11 protein-coding genes are annotated in these 17,094 nt (G+C 40.9%); 5 read left to right on the top strand and 6 right to left on the bottom strand.

All coding sequences use genetic code 11. From position 1 onward, the window contains the following. The first annotated feature begins 16 nt into the window (after positions 1-16). Together NG78_RS02495 and NG78_RS02500 are read left to right on the top strand one after the other, a co-directional pair. Positions 17-973: a nucleoside hydrolase gene (locus NG78_RS02495; protein WP_004134685.1), complete on the top strand. Its 957-nt coding sequence runs from the start codon at positions 17-19 to the stop codon at positions 971-973. A gap of 47 nt (positions 974-1,020) precedes the next feature. Further along, on the top strand, positions 1,021-2,445 hold the full coding sequence (locus tag NG78_RS02500) for an MFS transporter (RefSeq protein WP_004134683.1): 1,425 nt from the start codon (positions 1,021-1,023) through the stop codon (positions 2,443-2,445). Positions 2,446-2,529: 84 nt separating this feature from the next. On the opposite strand, the gene hrpA is transcribed toward NG78_RS02500, so the two are convergent. Continuing rightward, the gene (gene hrpA / locus NG78_RS02505; RefSeq protein WP_255263872.1) at positions 2,530-6,639 is read right to left on the bottom strand and encodes an ATP-dependent RNA helicase HrpA; all 4,110 of its coding nucleotides are present in this window, start codon (positions 6,637-6,639) and stop codon (positions 2,530-2,532) included. Then, positions 6,640-7,377 (bottom strand): class I SAM-dependent methyltransferase, encoded by a 738-nt coding sequence (locus NG78_RS02510; RefSeq protein WP_004134679.1) that lies wholly within the window; start codon positions 7,375-7,377, stop codon positions 6,640-6,642. 107 nt (positions 7,378-7,484) lie between these two features. Here NG78_RS02510 and hflX point away from each other — a divergent pair, with 107 nt between their 5' ends. The 3 genes from hflX to NG78_RS02525 all read left to right on the top strand — a co-directional run bounded on the left by hflX (position 7,485) and on the right by NG78_RS02525 (position 11,663). Further along, complete coding sequence (hflX, locus tag NG78_RS02515; protein ID WP_004134676.1) at positions 7,485-8,945, top strand: GTPase HflX; 1,461 nt, start codon at positions 7,485-7,487, stop codon at positions 8,943-8,945. Between the two features lie 138 nt (positions 8,946-9,083). Continuing rightward, a complete protein-coding gene (locus NG78_RS02520) occupies positions 9,084-10,046 on the top strand; it encodes an L-lactate dehydrogenase (RefSeq protein WP_004107125.1) in 963 nt (320 codons plus the stop codon). A 132-nt stretch (positions 10,047-10,178) separates the two neighbouring features. Continuing rightward, positions 10,179-11,663, top strand: coding sequence for a sensor histidine kinase (locus NG78_RS02525; RefSeq protein ID WP_004128266.1), 1,485 nt, complete (start codon positions 10,179-10,181; stop codon positions 11,661-11,663). Between the two features lie 14 nt (positions 11,664-11,677). Here the strand turns inward: NG78_RS02525 and NG78_RS02530 are convergent, their stop codons facing one another. From NG78_RS02530 to NG78_RS02545, 4 genes are all read right to left on the bottom strand, one after another. Next, positions 11,678-11,941, bottom strand: a complete 264-nt coding sequence (locus tag NG78_RS02530; RefSeq protein WP_004134672.1) for a WhiB family transcriptional regulator — start codon at positions 11,939-11,941, stop codon at positions 11,678-11,680. A gap of 124 nt (positions 11,942-12,065) precedes the next feature. After that, positions 12,066-14,006: an FtsK/SpoIIIE domain-containing protein gene (locus tag NG78_RS02535; protein ID WP_032834808.1), complete on the bottom strand. Its 1,941-nt coding sequence runs from the start codon at positions 14,004-14,006 to the stop codon at positions 12,066-12,068. 86 nt (positions 14,007-14,092) lie between these two features. Further along, positions 14,093-15,466: an LCP family protein gene (locus NG78_RS02540; RefSeq protein ID WP_004134664.1), complete on the bottom strand. Its 1,374-nt coding sequence runs from the start codon at positions 15,464-15,466 to the stop codon at positions 14,093-14,095. Positions 15,467-15,552: 86 nt separating this feature from the next. Continuing rightward, positions 15,553-16,971: an LCP family protein gene (locus NG78_RS02545; RefSeq protein WP_004134662.1), complete on the bottom strand. Its 1,419-nt coding sequence runs from the start codon at positions 16,969-16,971 to the stop codon at positions 15,553-15,555. Positions 16,972-17,094 lie beyond the last annotated feature (123 nt).

The raw sequence follows: 17,094 nt of genomic DNA, 5'->3' as shown, positions 1-17,094 counted from the left end.
CAGAAAGGTAGTTCACATGAAGAAGCTTATTCTTGATTTGGACACTGGTGTTGATGATACCTTAGCAATTTCTTATGCTCTTGGTAGCCCTGAGGTTGAGCTGATTGGTATTACTGGTACGTATGGCAACGTTTTAATGGAGCAGGGCGTTCGTAATGCTCTCGCTATAACAGATTTATTTGGACATCCAGAAGTTAAAGTGTATCGTGGTTTGCCGCATGCGAGCAAGAAAGATTCGTTTGAAGTTCTGCCTATTTCTGCATTCATTCACGGTGACAATGGTATTGGCGATGTTGTTATTCCAGATTCAAAGCGTGAAGCTGAGTCTGAGCCAGCTGTTGATTTCATAATTGATGCAGTTAAGACTTATGGCAAGGATCTTATTTATGTTCCGACTGGTCCTATGACAAATATTGCTGCTGCATTGCATAAGGCTCCAGAAATCAAAGATGAAATTGGCAAGATTGTTCTTATGGGCGGCGCTCTTACAATTCATGGAAATGTAACTCCTTGGATGGAAGCAAATATTTCCCAAGATCCAGATGCAGCAGACGTCCTATTCCGTTCTGGCGCACCGGTAACAATGGTTGGTTTGGATGTGACTTTGCAAACTTTGCTTACCTATAAGGAAACGCAACAGTGGCGTGATCTTGGCACAAAAGCTGGTAAGTTCCTTGCGGATATGACTGACTTCTACATTAAGGCTTACGAGACTACTGCTCCTCACCTTGGTGGCTGCGGTTTGCACGATCCGTTGGCTGTTGCAGTTGCTGTTGACCCAACGCTTGTTACAACTCTACCAATCAACATGCAGGTAGATGTTGAAGGCCCAACTCGTGGACGCACTATTGGTGATGTAACACGTTTGAACGACCCTGTTAAAACAATGCAAGTAGCTTTGGGTGTAGATGTTAAGCGTTTCTTGAACGAATTCATGACGCGAATTTCTAACTTGGCAAAAATTGCTGGCTGATTAAAACTTAATAACAAAATTTATACGTAATAAATGATTGGATTATTATGAATGAAAATGCAGCTGCTATTGCAGCAGACCCATACGAGGATCCAAAAACCCGCGATAAAGTGGCAATTTATTCTCTTATTTTGCTGCTTATTACGTTTATTCTTGGCACTTTGTGTTTGCAAGGCTTCAACTTGGTATTTAATCAGATTGGTAAAGCTGTTGGAGCGCCTGATCAGGCATCTCTTATTACAAGCTTACCGATTATTGTGTTAGGTATAGTTTGCTTTATTTATGGATCTTTAGGTGACTTTGTGTCGCTTCGTAGGCTTATAACAATCGGTCTCGTAACACTGTTTGTTGGATCTTTATTTGGTTTTATTGCAAACTTCTATTTCACTCCAAACTTGTGGACCGTTATTATTGCACGTATTTTGCAAACCGCTGGTGAGCAGGTTGCAGGATCTTCCTTCCTGGTTATTGCAACTAAGTATTTGCGCAATGACTTGAAAGTTATTTTCTTCGGACTCTTTACTGCTGCCTATCAGCTTTCTGCTTCTATTGGCGTATTTGCTGCTGGTGCTCTTAGCTCTATTGCTTGGCAGTATTTGTTCTTGATTCCTGCAATTACTATTTTGTTCTTGCCGGTTCTTGTTAAGTGCTTGCCTACTAAGAATGGTATTGGCGGGAAGATTGATAAGCTTGGCTTCACAGTATTTGGTATTGCTGTAACGCTTCTTACGCTCTTCTTCTCTTATAAAGCTTGGGGACTGTTGCTCGGCTCTATAGTACTTTTTGTTCTGTTTGCTTTCTACATTATGAAGGCGAAGAACCCATTCGTAACGCCAGCATTCTTTAAGAATAAGCGTTGGCTTTCTGGCATCGTATTAATCTTCATCTTCTACTTCACCAACTATTGCATGCCTCCTATTTACAATGTGATTGGCAGCGCTTTGTATCACATGAACACTTCACAGGTTTCTTCCTACCTTGTGTGGGCTTTTGTGTGTGCAGCAGTATTTGGTGTGTTCTCCGGTACGATTATTAGTCATATTGGCCGTAAAGCAGGTATTATTACAGCAGCATTCTTGATGATTGTTGGCTGGGTTGGTGCAGCTTTGCTTATCAACACTGATTTTATGTCGCTTACTATTTGCGCATGCATTTACTATGCAGGATGCGGCTTGATGTATTCTCCAATTGTTTCAACAGTTCTTTCTGCTCTTCCAGTTGAAGAATCTGGCCGTGGCTGTGGCATGAATGATTTAATTATGAATGTTACTGCTTCCATTGGTATTTCTCTCTTTAGTGGTTTCTTTGGTGGAGATTTATTCAAGGGATTCTCCTTCAGTGGTCTTAGCGGAAAGTATGCAGGTTATTCCAATTTGCTTATGATGGGTGCAGCAGTAGCCATCATTGGTTTAGTTGTTTACTTGGTTCGCAGCTGCTTTATTTCTGAAAAGAAGGAAATTGCTGAAGAATAGTCTAAATAGGCTAATAACTAAGCAAAAATAAAGGTAGGCGGTTGTGCAAAATACGTGTGACCGCCTACATTTTTGTTAATTATTTTATGCTTCCAGTTTTCGCATTCGCTGTATGCTAATTGGGTAGGCTGTACCAAGCTCTTGCGCCCAAAGTGACACATAAAACTCTTCACACATCCAGCGCAATCTTTCCGCAATATTTTCCGCTTCATCATGCGATGGTCCTGCAGGTAAAGATTTTGCTTTATCTTTAGCTTTTTCAACAATCTTGTGTGCTTCTTCAGCTTCCCAAGCCCAACGAACATCACGGTTTTTATCTGACTTAGCTTTATTAAGACGAATCACGTCAGCATGCAAATATTTTTCTATCCTAGGAAGTGAATCCGATGGGGCTTTAGCAATAAAACCTTCATAAACTAGGCTTGCAACATGCTCTCGAATGGACTGCAAAACTGATAGCATTGGCAAATCTGCTTTGCCAGAAACAGCTTTACTAACTTCCGCATCACGCTTTAATATAGCAATCACATCGTGAGCTACATCGTATACCGTATCCTCGTATATTTCGGAAATGTTGGCAACAGTTTCGCGTAATAAATTATCATCAGTAATACTGTCTGTGTTTGGAATCAGTCGTTTTACTGCTGCCATTTGCAAGTCTTCTGCTAAATCTTTAGAAGTTGAGTAAGGTGCGGCTGCAAGAAGTAAAGCTTCTGAACCAAGCCATCTAGAAGTAATACGCTTGTTGTCTAAATGCAACATGTTTAGCGCACCCTGCCATACCATTTGCGAGCGAGAAATATTAGTAGCGCCTGATTTGTGCAATAGATCAGCTCTTTCTACAACGTTTCCAGCTTGAGCTGCTTTACTTGCTTTACGATTTACAACCGCTCGCGCAGATTCTTGAGCTTCTTTTGCAAAGCGTTTTTGCAATGCAATTAATGACTTATCTGTTCCAAGAATTGTAGGTTTTACGCGATTAGCATAATTGTTTTTTACGGCAGTTTTATTGCGATTTGAGTTAGTTTTTCTTTCTTCAACGCTAAAAGTTACGCGCAAATATGGTGAAAGCCTTTCTATTTGCTCATCGTTAAACACTTCCGGATGAATCTGCGCGCCAATAACAGCAATAGCAGCTTTGGTAAAAACTTCGCGAAAATCAGGCCAAGAAGGAGCATTTATATCTTTATTAGTTTCTTCAATTCCAGGAAGAGTATCGTAATGCTCGTCAATCCAAGAACGAATTTTTTGCGCAGTATTAGGTGCTGGAACAAATTGCACTCGTAAAGATTTTGGCAAAGACTTAATCATTCCAATAATAAGCTCATCTAACAAACCTGGAACATTCCAAGTAAACTCTTCAGACGTTAACCTGGAAAGCGCGTAAAGCGGTACATGAACCGTTACGCCGTCCAAAGGATTGCTAGGATCATAAATATAGCTTAAGCGAAGTCTAAACGGTTGGCCGTCGGTTCCAACAGTATTCCAATGGTCAGGATAATCCGCTAAATCAGTGCTTTGTGTAGTTTGCAAACGTTCAACTTCATCAGGATCAAAGTTGAGCATATTAGGATTTTCTTCCCAATTATCCTTCCACCATTTTGCAAGAGCTGTAATAGTGGTAGCTTCTTGAGGAATGCGAGTGTCGTAAAAAGTAAATAAATCTTCGTCGTTTACAGTTTCGCTTATTTGACGAGTGCGATTTGCTTGATTATCTGCATCGTCAAGCACATTGCGATTATTTAAAATAAACTCATCGTGCTGGAAACGCTGCTGAATATCGCCTTCAACTAATCCTTGACGAATCATAATCATACGAGCTTCGTAAGGATTAACTCTAGCCCATTGAACCGTGCGATCTTTAACAATAGGCAATCCGTATAGCAATACTTTAGATTTTGCTATGGCAGCGCCTTTAGAAGCGCTCCAATGGGCGTCAGAATATGTGACTCTCGTAAGATTTTTAGCAAGAGGCTCAGCCCAAGCAGGATCAATTTGTGCGCAGTATCTTGCCCAAAGTCTTGAAGTTTCAACTAATTCAGTGCAAATAATCCACGAAGGAGTTGTTTTAGAAACTGCAGAAGCTGGAAAGATTGCAAATCTTGTGCCTCGAGAGCCTTGATAATCGTTTTTAGACATTTTTTGAGCGCGTTTCATAGCTCGAATTTTTGCAGTTCCACTTAATCCCGCAAAATCAGAAGATTTAGGTTCACGCACTACTTGCATTCCCATCATAGAAAGCAATCCTGCAAGCATTGATGAGTGTATTCCTTGCGAATCCCAAGAACAGCATAAGCTGTGAGAAGCCTGCTGGTTATTAGGAAGTTGACGAATTTCCAAAGATGGTCTTCTAACTGGGGTAGGGTCGCCAACTTTATAATGCAACTCTTTACACAAGTCTTGAAGCTGATTAACTAAATCTTTCCACTGTTTTAAACGCAGAAAGTGGAAAAATTCCGCTTTGCAAATCTTACGAAGCGCATTGTTGCTCATATCTCCATCCGCTTGGAATAGGCGATCCCACATGTTAAGAGCAGTCAAAAAATCACTTGTTTCGTCTGCATAACGATTATGAAGCCTATCTGCTTCCTCGCGCTGTTCCTCAGGACGTTCGCGAGGATCTTGCAAACTTAAGAATGCAACAATTACAAGCACTGCAGCAAGAGTATTTGGAGTAGTTTTTCGCGCTGCTTCAACAATCATTCGTCCTAGTCGAATATCAATCGGCAGCTTAGAAAGCTCGCGTCCAACTTTAGTTAAAGTAATTACACCAGATTTTCTGCTTATTGCTCCAAGCTCGGTAAGTTCGTTAAAGCCATCGCTTACAGCTTTTATGTCTGGCGGATCAATAAAACCAAAATTAGTAATATCTTCGCCAGTTTTAGCAACACCAACCGAAAGCATATGCAAAACTACTGCACCAAGAGAAGTGCGCAAAATTTCAGGATCTGTAAAACGTGGGCGAGTTTCATAATCTTCGCGCGAATAAAGTCTAATAGCAATGCCGTCTGCGATTCGTCCGCATCGTCCAGAACGCTGATCTGCGCTCGCTTGAGAAATCGGTTCTATTGGAAGACGTTGCACTTTAGCAGACTTAGAATACCTGGAAATTCTCGCAAAACCGGGGTCAACAACGTATCGAATACCAGGCACAGTAAGAGAAGTTTCAGCAACATTCGTAGCAATAACAATGCGCTGATGAGAGTGTGATTCAAAAACTCTGTGCTGATCTTTTGAAGAAAGACGGGCAAAAAGAGGAACAATTTCAATAGCATCCGCTCGCTTCATATCACTTGCTCGCGTGCCAAAATATGAACGTAAGCCATCTTCAAACTCTCGAATATCGCGCTCGCCGGAAGCAAAAACCATAATGTCACGCGCGCCTCGATCGTGACTTGAATGAATTACCAACTGTGCGCATGCGCGAGTTACTGCAGAAGTCATATCTTCATCCGCAATATCATCGCGATTGCTTTCGCTGGATTGACTTTCTGCAACAGTTTCCTCATCCATTGTTATATCTGCAAAGCCAGGAACATGTTTCATAAGTGAAGGAGCGGATCCAAGAGGTTCGTAAAGTACTTTCACAGGATACGTGCGTCCCGAAACTTCAATAACAGGAACTTTTATATGTAGAGCTTCTTCAAAATGATCGCGGAATTTAGCTGAATCAATAGTTGCAGACGTAATAATCAGTTTTAAATCTTGACGCTTTGGGAGCAAAGTCGTTAAGTATCCTAGAAGAAAATCAATATTAAGACTGCGTTCGTGAGCTTCGTCAATAATAATCGTGTCGTATCTAGTAAGAAGAGGATCGCGCTGAATTTGCGCAAGTAAAATACCGTCAGTAACAATTCGAAGCTTTGTCTTAGTTGAGCTTTCGTCGGTAAAACGCACCTGGTAGCCGATTTCTTCGCCCAGTTTTACTCCCATTTCGCTGGCAATACGCTCGGCTACGGTTCGTGCAGCTAAACGGCGAGGCTGAGTGTGTACGATTTGCTTACCTCTGCCGCCTCTTCCAAGCTCAAGCGCCATTTTTGGTATTTGCGTAGTCTTACCAGAGCCGGTTTGTCCGGAAACAATCACAACTTGTGAAGACTTAATTGCTTCTACAATTTCGTCGTGTACTGCGCAAATAGGAAGTTCAGCAGGGTAGTCAAATTTCATAATATGTTTATTTCTTTTCGTAGATATTTACTTTTTTAGTACTTCAATAACACGGTACCCTTTGGAACTAGCGTATTTTTCAACGCTATAACTTTCACCCAGATTCTCAGCAAGCCAAGTAATAAGTGAATCTGATCCAAGATTTTTTTGCACAACCAAGTATGCTGCTCCTCCTACTTTCAAACGCGGAATCCAAGTTAGCAAAATATTGTGCAATATTTCTTTTCCAACGCGAATTGGGGGATTAGACCATATAATATCAAAATTATTAAATTCTAAAGTATTGTTTTCTTTTAAAGCGTCATCTACTAAAGAAGTGTGAATATGCTTTAAGCCAGCGTTTTTTGCGTTTAATTCAGTAAGTTCCAGAGCTCTCTCGTTAACATCCACAGCAAAAATTTCCGCATTTGGAGACTCCAACCCTAAAGCGATGCTAATAGGGCCCCAGCCGCAGCCAATATCGAGGAATTTTCCTAACTCCGGGAGTTTTGGAGCATGTTTTAAAAGTACAGATGTGCCTAAATCAAGTCTTGAAGTGCTAAAAACTCCGTTAGAAACTTGCACGGTTACGTCATTGTCTCGTAAAGTTACGTGTAATGTGCGACGCTCGTCAATCGATGAAGGCTCGGCTGAAAAGTATTGTTCACCACTTATTTTTTGTTGTTTTTGTTTATTTTTTTGCTTTTGCGTATTTTGTGGTTGTGCTTTTTTATATTGGTTTGATTCTTGTAACTGCTTTGCTTTTTTCGATTGCTGCTTACTCATAATTCGCTATTTATTTGCTTTCGCATCGTTTTGTATTGTCGGCTCAATTCACCATAATAAAACAAACGTTGTAAAACGTTATTCACAATGGAATACAGGAGGACATAATGGTAGATAGCGAGGGGACTGCTACTCATGATGTGCTTTTGAGTCATTCCGACGTGCTTCTTGACAACACGTCATCAAGAGAACAGCACGATGAGACTTGGCAGGAGCGCGAATCACGAAACGCTTTAAAGCGTGTTGCAGGTCTTGGCGAATTACAAGATGTTACTGAAGTTGAATACAGAAAGCTTCGCCTTGAACGCGTTGTTTTAGTAGGCGTATGGTCGAGTGCAAAAGGAACTCTTACACAAGCGGAAGAATCTTTGCGAGAGCTTGCAGCATTAGCTCAAACAGCTGGCGCTGTTGTGTGCGACGGAATATTGCAACAGCGTTATAGACCAGATGCTGCAACTTATGTTGGTTCTGGAAAAGCTCGTGAGATTGCAGCAGTTGTTGCGCAACATGATGCAGACACGATTATTGTTGACGACGATTTACCTCCAAGCCAAAGACGCGCTTTAGAAGATGTAACTAAAGTTAAGGTTGTTGATCGAACTGCTGTGATTCTAGACATTTTCGCTCAGCATGCTACGAGCCGCGAAGGTAAAGCTCAAGTGGAGCTTGCACAATTGCAATACATGCTTCCTAGACTTAGAGGCTGGGGTGCGGCTCTTTCTAGGCAGGCTGGCGGACGAGCTGCAGGAGAAGCTGGTATTGGTTCTAGAGGGCCTGGCGAAACAAAAATAGAAATGGATCGTCGAGCTATTCGCAATCGTATTTCTAAACTTCGCCACGATATTGCACATATGGCACCTGCACGTGACGTAAAACGTGAATCTCGCAGACGTAAAGATATTCCAACAGTTGCAGTAGTTGGCTATACGAACGCTGGTAAATCTTCCATTATTAATTGCTTAACTGGTTCGCAAGAATTAGTAGAAAATGCGTTATTTGCAACTCTTGATACAGCAGTTCGTCGAGCGCAAACTCAAGACGGCAGAAACTATACTTTAGTTGACACTGTTGGTTTTGTGCGCAGGCTACCAACTCAACTTGTGGAAGCTTTTAAATCTACTTTGGAAGAAGTTAGCCAAGCTGATGTTATTTTGCACGTAGTTGACGGTTCGCACCCGGATCCTATTTCGCAAATTGATGCAGTAAACGAGGTTCTTTCAAAAATTGATGGCGTAGAAGATATTCCACAAATTATTGCATTTAATAAGTCAGATATGATGAGCGATGCTACGCGAGAACATTTTAACGCTATTTACTCGAATGCAATTATTGTTTCGGCAGCAAGTGGCGAAAATGTGCAAATACTTCGCGATTCTATAGAAGAATTGTTGCCATCTCCACGCGTTCATATAGATGCGATTATTCCGTATAGTGAAGGTTCGCTTCTTTCAAAAATTCGCGAAAATGGCATAGTTGAAAAGGTTGATTACTTAGATACCGGTATTAGTATTACAGCTTTAGTTGGTCCTTCTTTAGCTGCAAAACTAAAGCAAGTCGCATTGCAATAAAAAATTCCGGTGGTGCGATTAGAGTAAAGGTGTTCATACCAATAAGCTCTTAATGTGAGAGCAGCCCTTAATAATGCATAAATTAAGTATTTTTATGCGAGTAGGGTTTAATAGGTTGCCGAAAAGAGGTTTTTGCTCATGGTGAGTTCGCAGGTTAAGCCAACGAAGCTTGCAATTATTGGTGCTGGTGCAGTCGGTTCTACTCTCGCTTTCGCTGCTGCGCAGCGCGGTGTTGCTCGTGAGATTGTGCTTGAAGATATTGCTAAGGAACGTGTTGAAGCTGAAGTTTTGGATATGCAGCATGGTTCTAGCTTCTATCCTGCAGTTTCTATCGCCGGTTCTGATGATGTTGAGATTTGCCGTGACGCTGACATGGTTGTTATTACCGCTGGCGCTCGCCAGAAGCCAGGTCAAACTCGTTTGGAGCTTGCAGGCGCAACTATCAACATCATGAAGTCAATCATTCCAAACGTGGTCAAGGTTGCTCCTAACGCAATCTACATGTTAATCACCAACCCTGTTGATGTTGTAACCCACGTTTCTATGAAGCTTTCTGGTCTTCCAGCAAACCAAATGTTCGGTTCTGGAACCAACCTTGATTCTGCTCGTCTTCGCTTCCTTATTGCTCAGCACACTGGCGTAAACGTTAAGAATGTTCACGCTTATATTGCTGGCGAGCACGGTGATTCTGAAGTTCCACTGTGGGCTTCTGCAACCATCGGTGGTGTTCCAATGTGCGATTGGAACGCTCTTCCAGGCCACGAGCCATTGGATGCTGCTAAGCGCGAGGAGATTCACCAGGAAGTTGTTAACGCTGCTTACAAGATTATCAACGGTAAGGGTGCTACAAACTACGCTATTGCAATGTCTGGCGTAGATATTGTTGAGGCTGTTCTTCGTGACACCAACCGCATTTTGCCAGTATCTTCTTTGCTTGATGACTTCCACGGCATTTCCGACGTGTGCATGTCTGTGCCAACCTTGCTTAATCGCAATGGTGTAAACTCTCGTCTAAACACTCCAGTTTCTGATCGTGAGTTGGCTGCCTTGAAGCGTTCTGCAGAGACCTTGCGCGAAACAGCTGCTAAGTTTGGCTTCTAGTTTTTAGAATCTTAAAACTAATATCTAATAAATAAACCGCTTCTTTGCTTAAACTGTGAAGAAGCGGTTTTTGTATTGCTTCTATCAACATACCGAGCAATATTTTCTGTGAGTACGATATATGATTATCTCATGGCTGATTTTTCTCATATTCTCGCTACTCGTCCTGATTTTAACGACAGTGATCGCGAATGGTTACATCATTTAGTTGCTGATTGGCAAGTTATAGCTGACTTAAGTTTTGCTGATTTACTGCTTATTATTCAAAATGGAGACGGAGAATATGTTGTTGCTGAGCAATGCCGACCTTCAACAGCTATTACATTGCGAACGGATGATTTACTTGGCAAAAAAATGGACGATTCGCTTGTTCCGGAACTTGATGAAGCAATGAAATCAGAAACAAGCTTCCATTCGTCAACATTGCGTTCGATTGGTCGAGCAACAGTATGCTACGTTTATGCTCCTGTTCGTCACCGTGGAAAAACTCTTGGATTAGTTATGCGCGAAACTAATTTAGCAACTAGAGAATCTAATGGTCGCTACGAAATGGAAAGTATTAATGCTGGTAAAACTTTATTCGATATGATTGCACGCGAACAATTCCCATATCATGAATCTGTTCTAAATCAACGTCATAATGCTCGTGTTTCTGACGGCTTTATTGTTTTAGAGGCCGATGGTGTGGTCCGTTACGCTTCTCCTAATGCTATTAGCTGCTTCCGTAGGCTTGGTGGCTTGGATACAATGCAAGGTGAGTTTTTGAGCGAATTTGGCACGCGTCTGCTGCATACAAACGATAATGTTCCTGAAAGCTTGCCTCTTGTTTTAAGTGGTAAAGCAGATGTTGATTGTGAGCTTGAAGCTAACCGTTCTATAGTTTCTATGCGCTCTTTGCCTTTATTTGGGCCGAATAATCGCGTGGGTGCGGTTGTTTTGTGCCGCGATGTTACGGAAGTTTTGCGCCGTGAACAAGAGTTGCGTACTAAAAACGCTACTATTTCGGAAATTCATCATCGTGTGAAAAATAATTTGCAGGCTGTTTCTGCTTTGCTTCGTTTGCAAGCTCGTAAAACAAAATCTGCTGAAGTAAGAAAAGAGCTTGAGGAAGCTCAAAGACGAGTTCAGACTATAGCTTTAGTGCATGAAGGCTTAAGTCAGACTGCTGACGAAATTGTTGACTTTGATAAAGTTATTTCAAGCTTGCTAAAGATGTCTATTGAACTTGCATCGCAGAATCAAAATATTGATATTGATTTTGTTGGTAAGTTTGGGCGTCTTGCAGCACAGGATGCAACTCCATTATCTCTTGTGCTTACTGAGCTTGTGACGAATGCTGTTGAACACGGTTTTGAAGGCCGCGAAAATGGTCATATTCGTATTGCTGTTGGCCGCGGAGGAGACAATCTTAATATTGTTGTTGAAGATGATGGTGACGGTATTGACAGTGAAGCATCTCACGGAATGGCGAAACCTTCAGGATCTGGATTGGGAACTCAGCTTATAAATACTTTTGTTACCAATGATTTTGGCGGTACTGTGCGCTGGTCTGCTAGAAGAGAAGGCGGCACTCGCGTAGTGTTGGATATTAAATTGCGCGTATCTGGTATTGAGTAGAAAAACTACAACTCTTAGTCTTGATGCCTGCGTGCTCTCAAAGCGCGACGTTTTAGCGTTCTGCGCTCGTCTTCGCTTAAGCCGCCCCAAACGCCGTAATCTTGGTTCGTTTCCAACGCGCATTTTAAGCATTCTGTTGCAACATTGCACGAACGGCATACAGCTTTTGCTTCTTCGAGCTGCTGTAATGCCATGCCAGCATTGCCAAGAGGGAAGAACAGTTCAGGATCTTTATCACGGCATGCAGCTGCCAAACGCCAATCAAACACATTGCTCATGACTAATCCTCATTTCTTAACCAAAGCGGTGAGTCTTAGAAGTACCCCTGAATGTAAGGAAATCATGAATAAGAAGTTTTTTCAAGGTATTTTGCATCTTTATTAAAAATTTTTATTTTTTCTTTTAGTTGGGGAGTGCTATTTGGGTCAAATTTGCGGTTCCTGGAGTAACAAGAACGCATCTTCCGGGAAGCTGATAATCTTCAATGCTAAAGGTTTTAGACAATGCAGAAGGTATGCCAAGCAATGCATCCGTACCAATATCTCCAGTTGGGAAAATTATTCTAACTGGAGCCTGTTCTGGCAATCGCAAATAGCGTGCGCTTTGAGCGCTTAGAATTACAGGCGCACCTAAGCTGTGCAATCTGTTTTGCAATGAAATAGCCGCTACTTTAGTATTAAGCGGATCAAGTAGTTCATCTGCATCATCTATTAGCACAGGCTTAGTAGTGTCTCGAATATAATCAGCTTCTTGAGCTGTTATTTCGTTTGCTGAATATACTTGCGTTTGTAATTTTTGCGATATTATGCGCAATATTGTGCTTTTGCCCTGCTGTCTGCCGCCAATAATAGCAATATTTCCAAGGTTCAAAGGTATTTTTGCTTCAAATAGGTTAATACTGTCATCCTGCAATCCAATAACAACTGATTCTTCGCTTGCTGAAGAATCTACGCTTTCTTGATTAATTTTTTTAGCAAAATATTTATTTTCGTAATTTTCATACTTGTAGTTTTCCAGTTGTTTTGAAGAAAGTATCGACGGTAGAGGAGCGCTAAATAATGTTTTAGAGTGTTCTAAATAGCAGAATTTACCGGCAAATTGTATTGCTTTAACTAAACGTTTTGCGTTACGACTTTGTGCGCATCGTAAAGCTTCTACTCCTTCTCCAATATTGTAATATGCGCTTCCAGGAGTATTTGGGCTAATTTTTGCAGCATGAGAAGTTCCTAATAATTCTTGAGATTGAATAGCGTCTCTAACTCTTAAACAAATATTAATAGAAATATTAGCTTTCATATCTGCGCTTACTTGTCCAAGAGGATTTTGAGTTCCGGCAATAATATGCATTCCAAGAGACCTGCCTACTGATGCTATGCGAATAAGTCGTGGCATGTAGTCTGGAAGCTGATCTTTTAATGCGTGAAATTCGTCGATAACAATAAGTAGTGAAGGTTCAGAGGGAGTAACTTGCGAAATATTATGGCATCCTTGCATGGACACAAGACGTTCTCGACGGTCTAATTCCAACTCAAGACCTCGTAAAGCTCTTGTTGCGTGGCGCAAATTTAAGTCACCAACATTTCCCATAGCGTGAGGAAGTTTAGATAGTATGTCGAAAGTTGCTCCTCCTTTGAAATCCAGGAAAACGAAACGTAATTGTTGTGGAGAATACTGAAACGCTAAAGCTAAGCACCATGTTGTTAGCAATACGGATTTTCCGGATCCCGTAGTTCCTGCTACTAAAGCGTGCGGGCCGTTGCTTATTAAATCTATGTAGCAGTAGCCGTTGTAGCCAACTCCTAATGGAGCAATAAGCTGGTTTTTTGCTGATTTAGCTTGTGTAAGTTTTGGCACCGAAGAGTTTGATTTATAATCAAAATTTAATAAATCAGTATGTAATAAATCAGTATTTGAATGTTTTAACCATTCGTGCAAAACGGTTTTCCATGGCAGTTGCGTGCTTGAGCTATCTGATCTCGTCATAAGAAGCGTTTCCAAGCTAACTGGCGTAAGCGTATCTGGCAAGTTTTCTACATATTTTTGCCCGTAAAGAACATTACTGTCAGGAATGTTAGAAAGTTGTGATTCGCTATTAGATTGTTGAACATTCTGAATTTTCTGCTCGTATTGTTTCTGATTTATGTATTGCAATATTTGCGGAACTAGGCTTGCAATATACATCATTATGCTAGGTATAATCATCGCTAGCATCATCCAATTATTCTGAATCCAAGCCATTATTAGTAATGCAATATGAGCGAATATTGGTACTATGCTTGCTGCCATTTGCACATACAGCAGAACTTTGCTTGTAGTCATTGTTGTGTTAGTTTCGCTAATCATAAAAGTATGATGTCAGCGTTTAGTAACAGACTTCAAGACTTGTTTAAGATTGTGGTTAAAAGCTTTGTAACTAAATTATGCAAATTTTACTGCTGTAATTCTGCAAGAGGTCCAACAGCTCCCGGTTTATGCGTGCCTTCTGCAAGCTGATTAAATAATTCAAGATTTTTAGCATCATCTAGCAGAACGCAAGATCCGACTCCTGGAACTTGATAATCAGGATTAGTCCAATAAACTGTGCCGGTTACGCCTTTTGCACTTGTGGCTTCTTTAAAAGCTTGAGCCATCTGCCATAGGCTACCAGGGTTTGATTTTTCGTCAAAAAGAACGGATGAAAGACCAGTTTCTGCGAGCTTTTTTACCTTACCAAAATTAGTGATGGTCTTTTTGTCTAAAGCTTTTTTCATGATAGCGGCAATAACCATGCGCTGGCGGGCGGCGCGACCAAAATCAGACTCAGGGTCAGCGTATCGCATACGCGAAAAAGCAAGAGCTGTTTTTCCATCAGCATGATGGCATCCAGCAGTCCAATTTAATCCGCTAAATCTATCGTTTACAGTTCTGTTGTAGCATAAGTCAATGCCGTCAATGGCGTCAACAACATTAGTTAAGCCTCCAAAACGTACTTCTGCAACATGGTCAATACGGTGTCCTGTAATCTTTTCAACAATCGAAGTAAGCGCTTTATTTCCAGCAAACTGTGCAACGCTATTTATCTTAACTTTTTCTCCATTAACAGACACTAATGAATCTCTAGGAATAGAAATTAGTGAGCTGTTTCCATTAGATGGTTTAGTTAATACAAGAATAGTGTCGGTTCTAAAACCGGTTATTTCTTTAGCTTCTTCGCCTTCTCGCTGATCCGAGCCAAGTATAAGCCATGAAGTTCCTTGAGTGCTTGGAGTGTTGGTAAGCCAAGTAGTGCGATTTATGTGAGAATCAACCCAATTCCATGAGTATGCTCCTAAGCCGACACAAGATATTGCAATAATCGCAATAAGTGAAATAAATACTTTCAAAAAGATGTGTGGCCTGTGTTTTATGGCTGTTGATGCTGCAGAAATATTTTCGTTAACGTTTTGAGCGGACTCAAATTTTGCACGTTGATATGAAGATTGGCTTATTTTCTGCGGACGAATTTCGTTTTTAGATTGTGCATATGCTGTTGTTCTGTTTGCTCGCCTAGTTGAAGCTTGTGCTACGCGCTTCCTAGAACCTGCTGGTGTAAAAGATGGTGCAAATGATGGGGCAGATTCTGGTTTAAACGATGGTGCAAAAGATTGTGCAGATGACTTAGATCTAGCTATTGTTGCATCTGGAGATTGTTTTGCTTTTCTTCCTCGTTTTGGCGTAAAACTTGGTGGAATATTCGCATGCGATGAGTCGTTATTGTGCGAAGGGGTGAAGCTAGGCGGATTATCTCCGCTTTCCGGATAATCCCTGTGCAGTTGCGAATCCATGCATCCTCCAAATGCTTTAATCTATTTTATTAAAACTATATTGTGAAGCCAACATGTGCTTTCAGAAATATTTATTTTCTGAAAAATCACTTATTTCCACGAGGAACAGCGCATAGAACGTTATTAACATACTTGTCTGCAATGCCAACATACTGTCCGGTTTGAGCATCGTGAATAGTACCATTTTCAGGATTTACTATTCCTCCAGTATTTGGATCTATAAGCTGTCCTTGCTCGTTCTTTACTAATCCAGTTTTTGGATTAATTTTTCCATAAGGCTTCTTATGTTCAGGAGAGTTATTTAACTTATCGTTTTCGCTTATATCTTCGTTGCTATTAGAATCCTTTGACGAATTCTTAGTATGCTTTTTATCATTTTTTGTATACTGCTGTTTTAGTGTCAAAGGCTTATTTTCTCGCATCTTTTCCCAAATATCATCTGCTTCGTCAGACCACACAACTCTATTCGGGTCGTAAGGATCAGGAACAACAGGAGTAGTTCGAGCATAAATATGAGAAGTATCTAATTTACGCATACTTAAAGCAAGCCCAACAAGCGTGCTTGGATTAGCTAATCCTTCGCTAATATTTAATGCACCTAAAGCGGATTTAGCTAGCTGATACAATTCGCCACTTTGAGTTAATAGATTCTTAGATAAAGCTTGATGCATAAGCTGCTTGATTAAATACTGCTGCCTTGTTGTACGCATAATATCCGAACCGTCGCTTGCAGTATCGTGCCTCATTCGAGCATATTGTGTAGCAAGTCTGCCGTTTAAATGCTGCATACCCTGCTTAAAGTTCACTCCCGTATAAGCGTCACGAGTGTCGCTTGGAATGCACAATGAAACACCGCCAATAGCGTCAATCATATTACTTAATCCGCTAAAGTCAGCAACAATAAAGTGATGAATATTTAGGCCAGTTAAAGAATTTACTGCTTTTAGTGAGCAGGATGCTGCTGAAGCTAAATCTCCACCCTGCGCGTATCCAATAGCAAAAATAGAGTTGAACATTACGTGCTTGCGTGCAGGAATTTTTCCATTAGTAGTATCGCAAGCAGGAGCGTTTACCATAGAATCGCGCGGAATGGAAACAATATTCATATAGGATCTATCTGCACTAATCTGAACTACCATTGTTGTGTCAGATTGATGATCGCCTGTTTCACCATCGTGCGTAAAACTTTGATTATTTCCATCTCGTGAATCTTGGCCAAGAACTAGGAATGTTACAGGCTTTCCAGCATTTGCGTCAATAACTTGGTGTGCTTGACTATCTTCGCTAATGATGTTTATAACTCGATTGCTAACAGTTGAAGAAAAATCTAACCATGTAGCTGCAAGAATAGTTGAGAAGAAAGTAAGTATAAAAACAATAATCATGCACAGTATTGTGCGAGCGTGGTTTACAACTTTGTAGCCAAGACTATGATGTGGAACTGCGCAATTCCAATCATAGTTGCGCTGGTACCGCATGCCTTCAGTGTATCGTGAAGTCACCATGGTACCTTCTTTCACAATAATAAAGCCTTTTATATTACGTAATTTTTAGCTGTGTTCACTCAGAAATAAAGTGGTACATGAAAGAACACATATAGAGTCTAACTATAGTACAAAGCATTGAGA

This window comes from Gardnerella greenwoodii 00703Dmash (assembly GCF_000263635.1).
Lineage (GTDB): Bacteria > Actinomycetota > Actinomycetes > Actinomycetales > Bifidobacteriaceae > Bifidobacterium > Bifidobacterium greenwoodii.
This window is presented reverse-complemented; position numbering and strand designations above follow the sequence as displayed.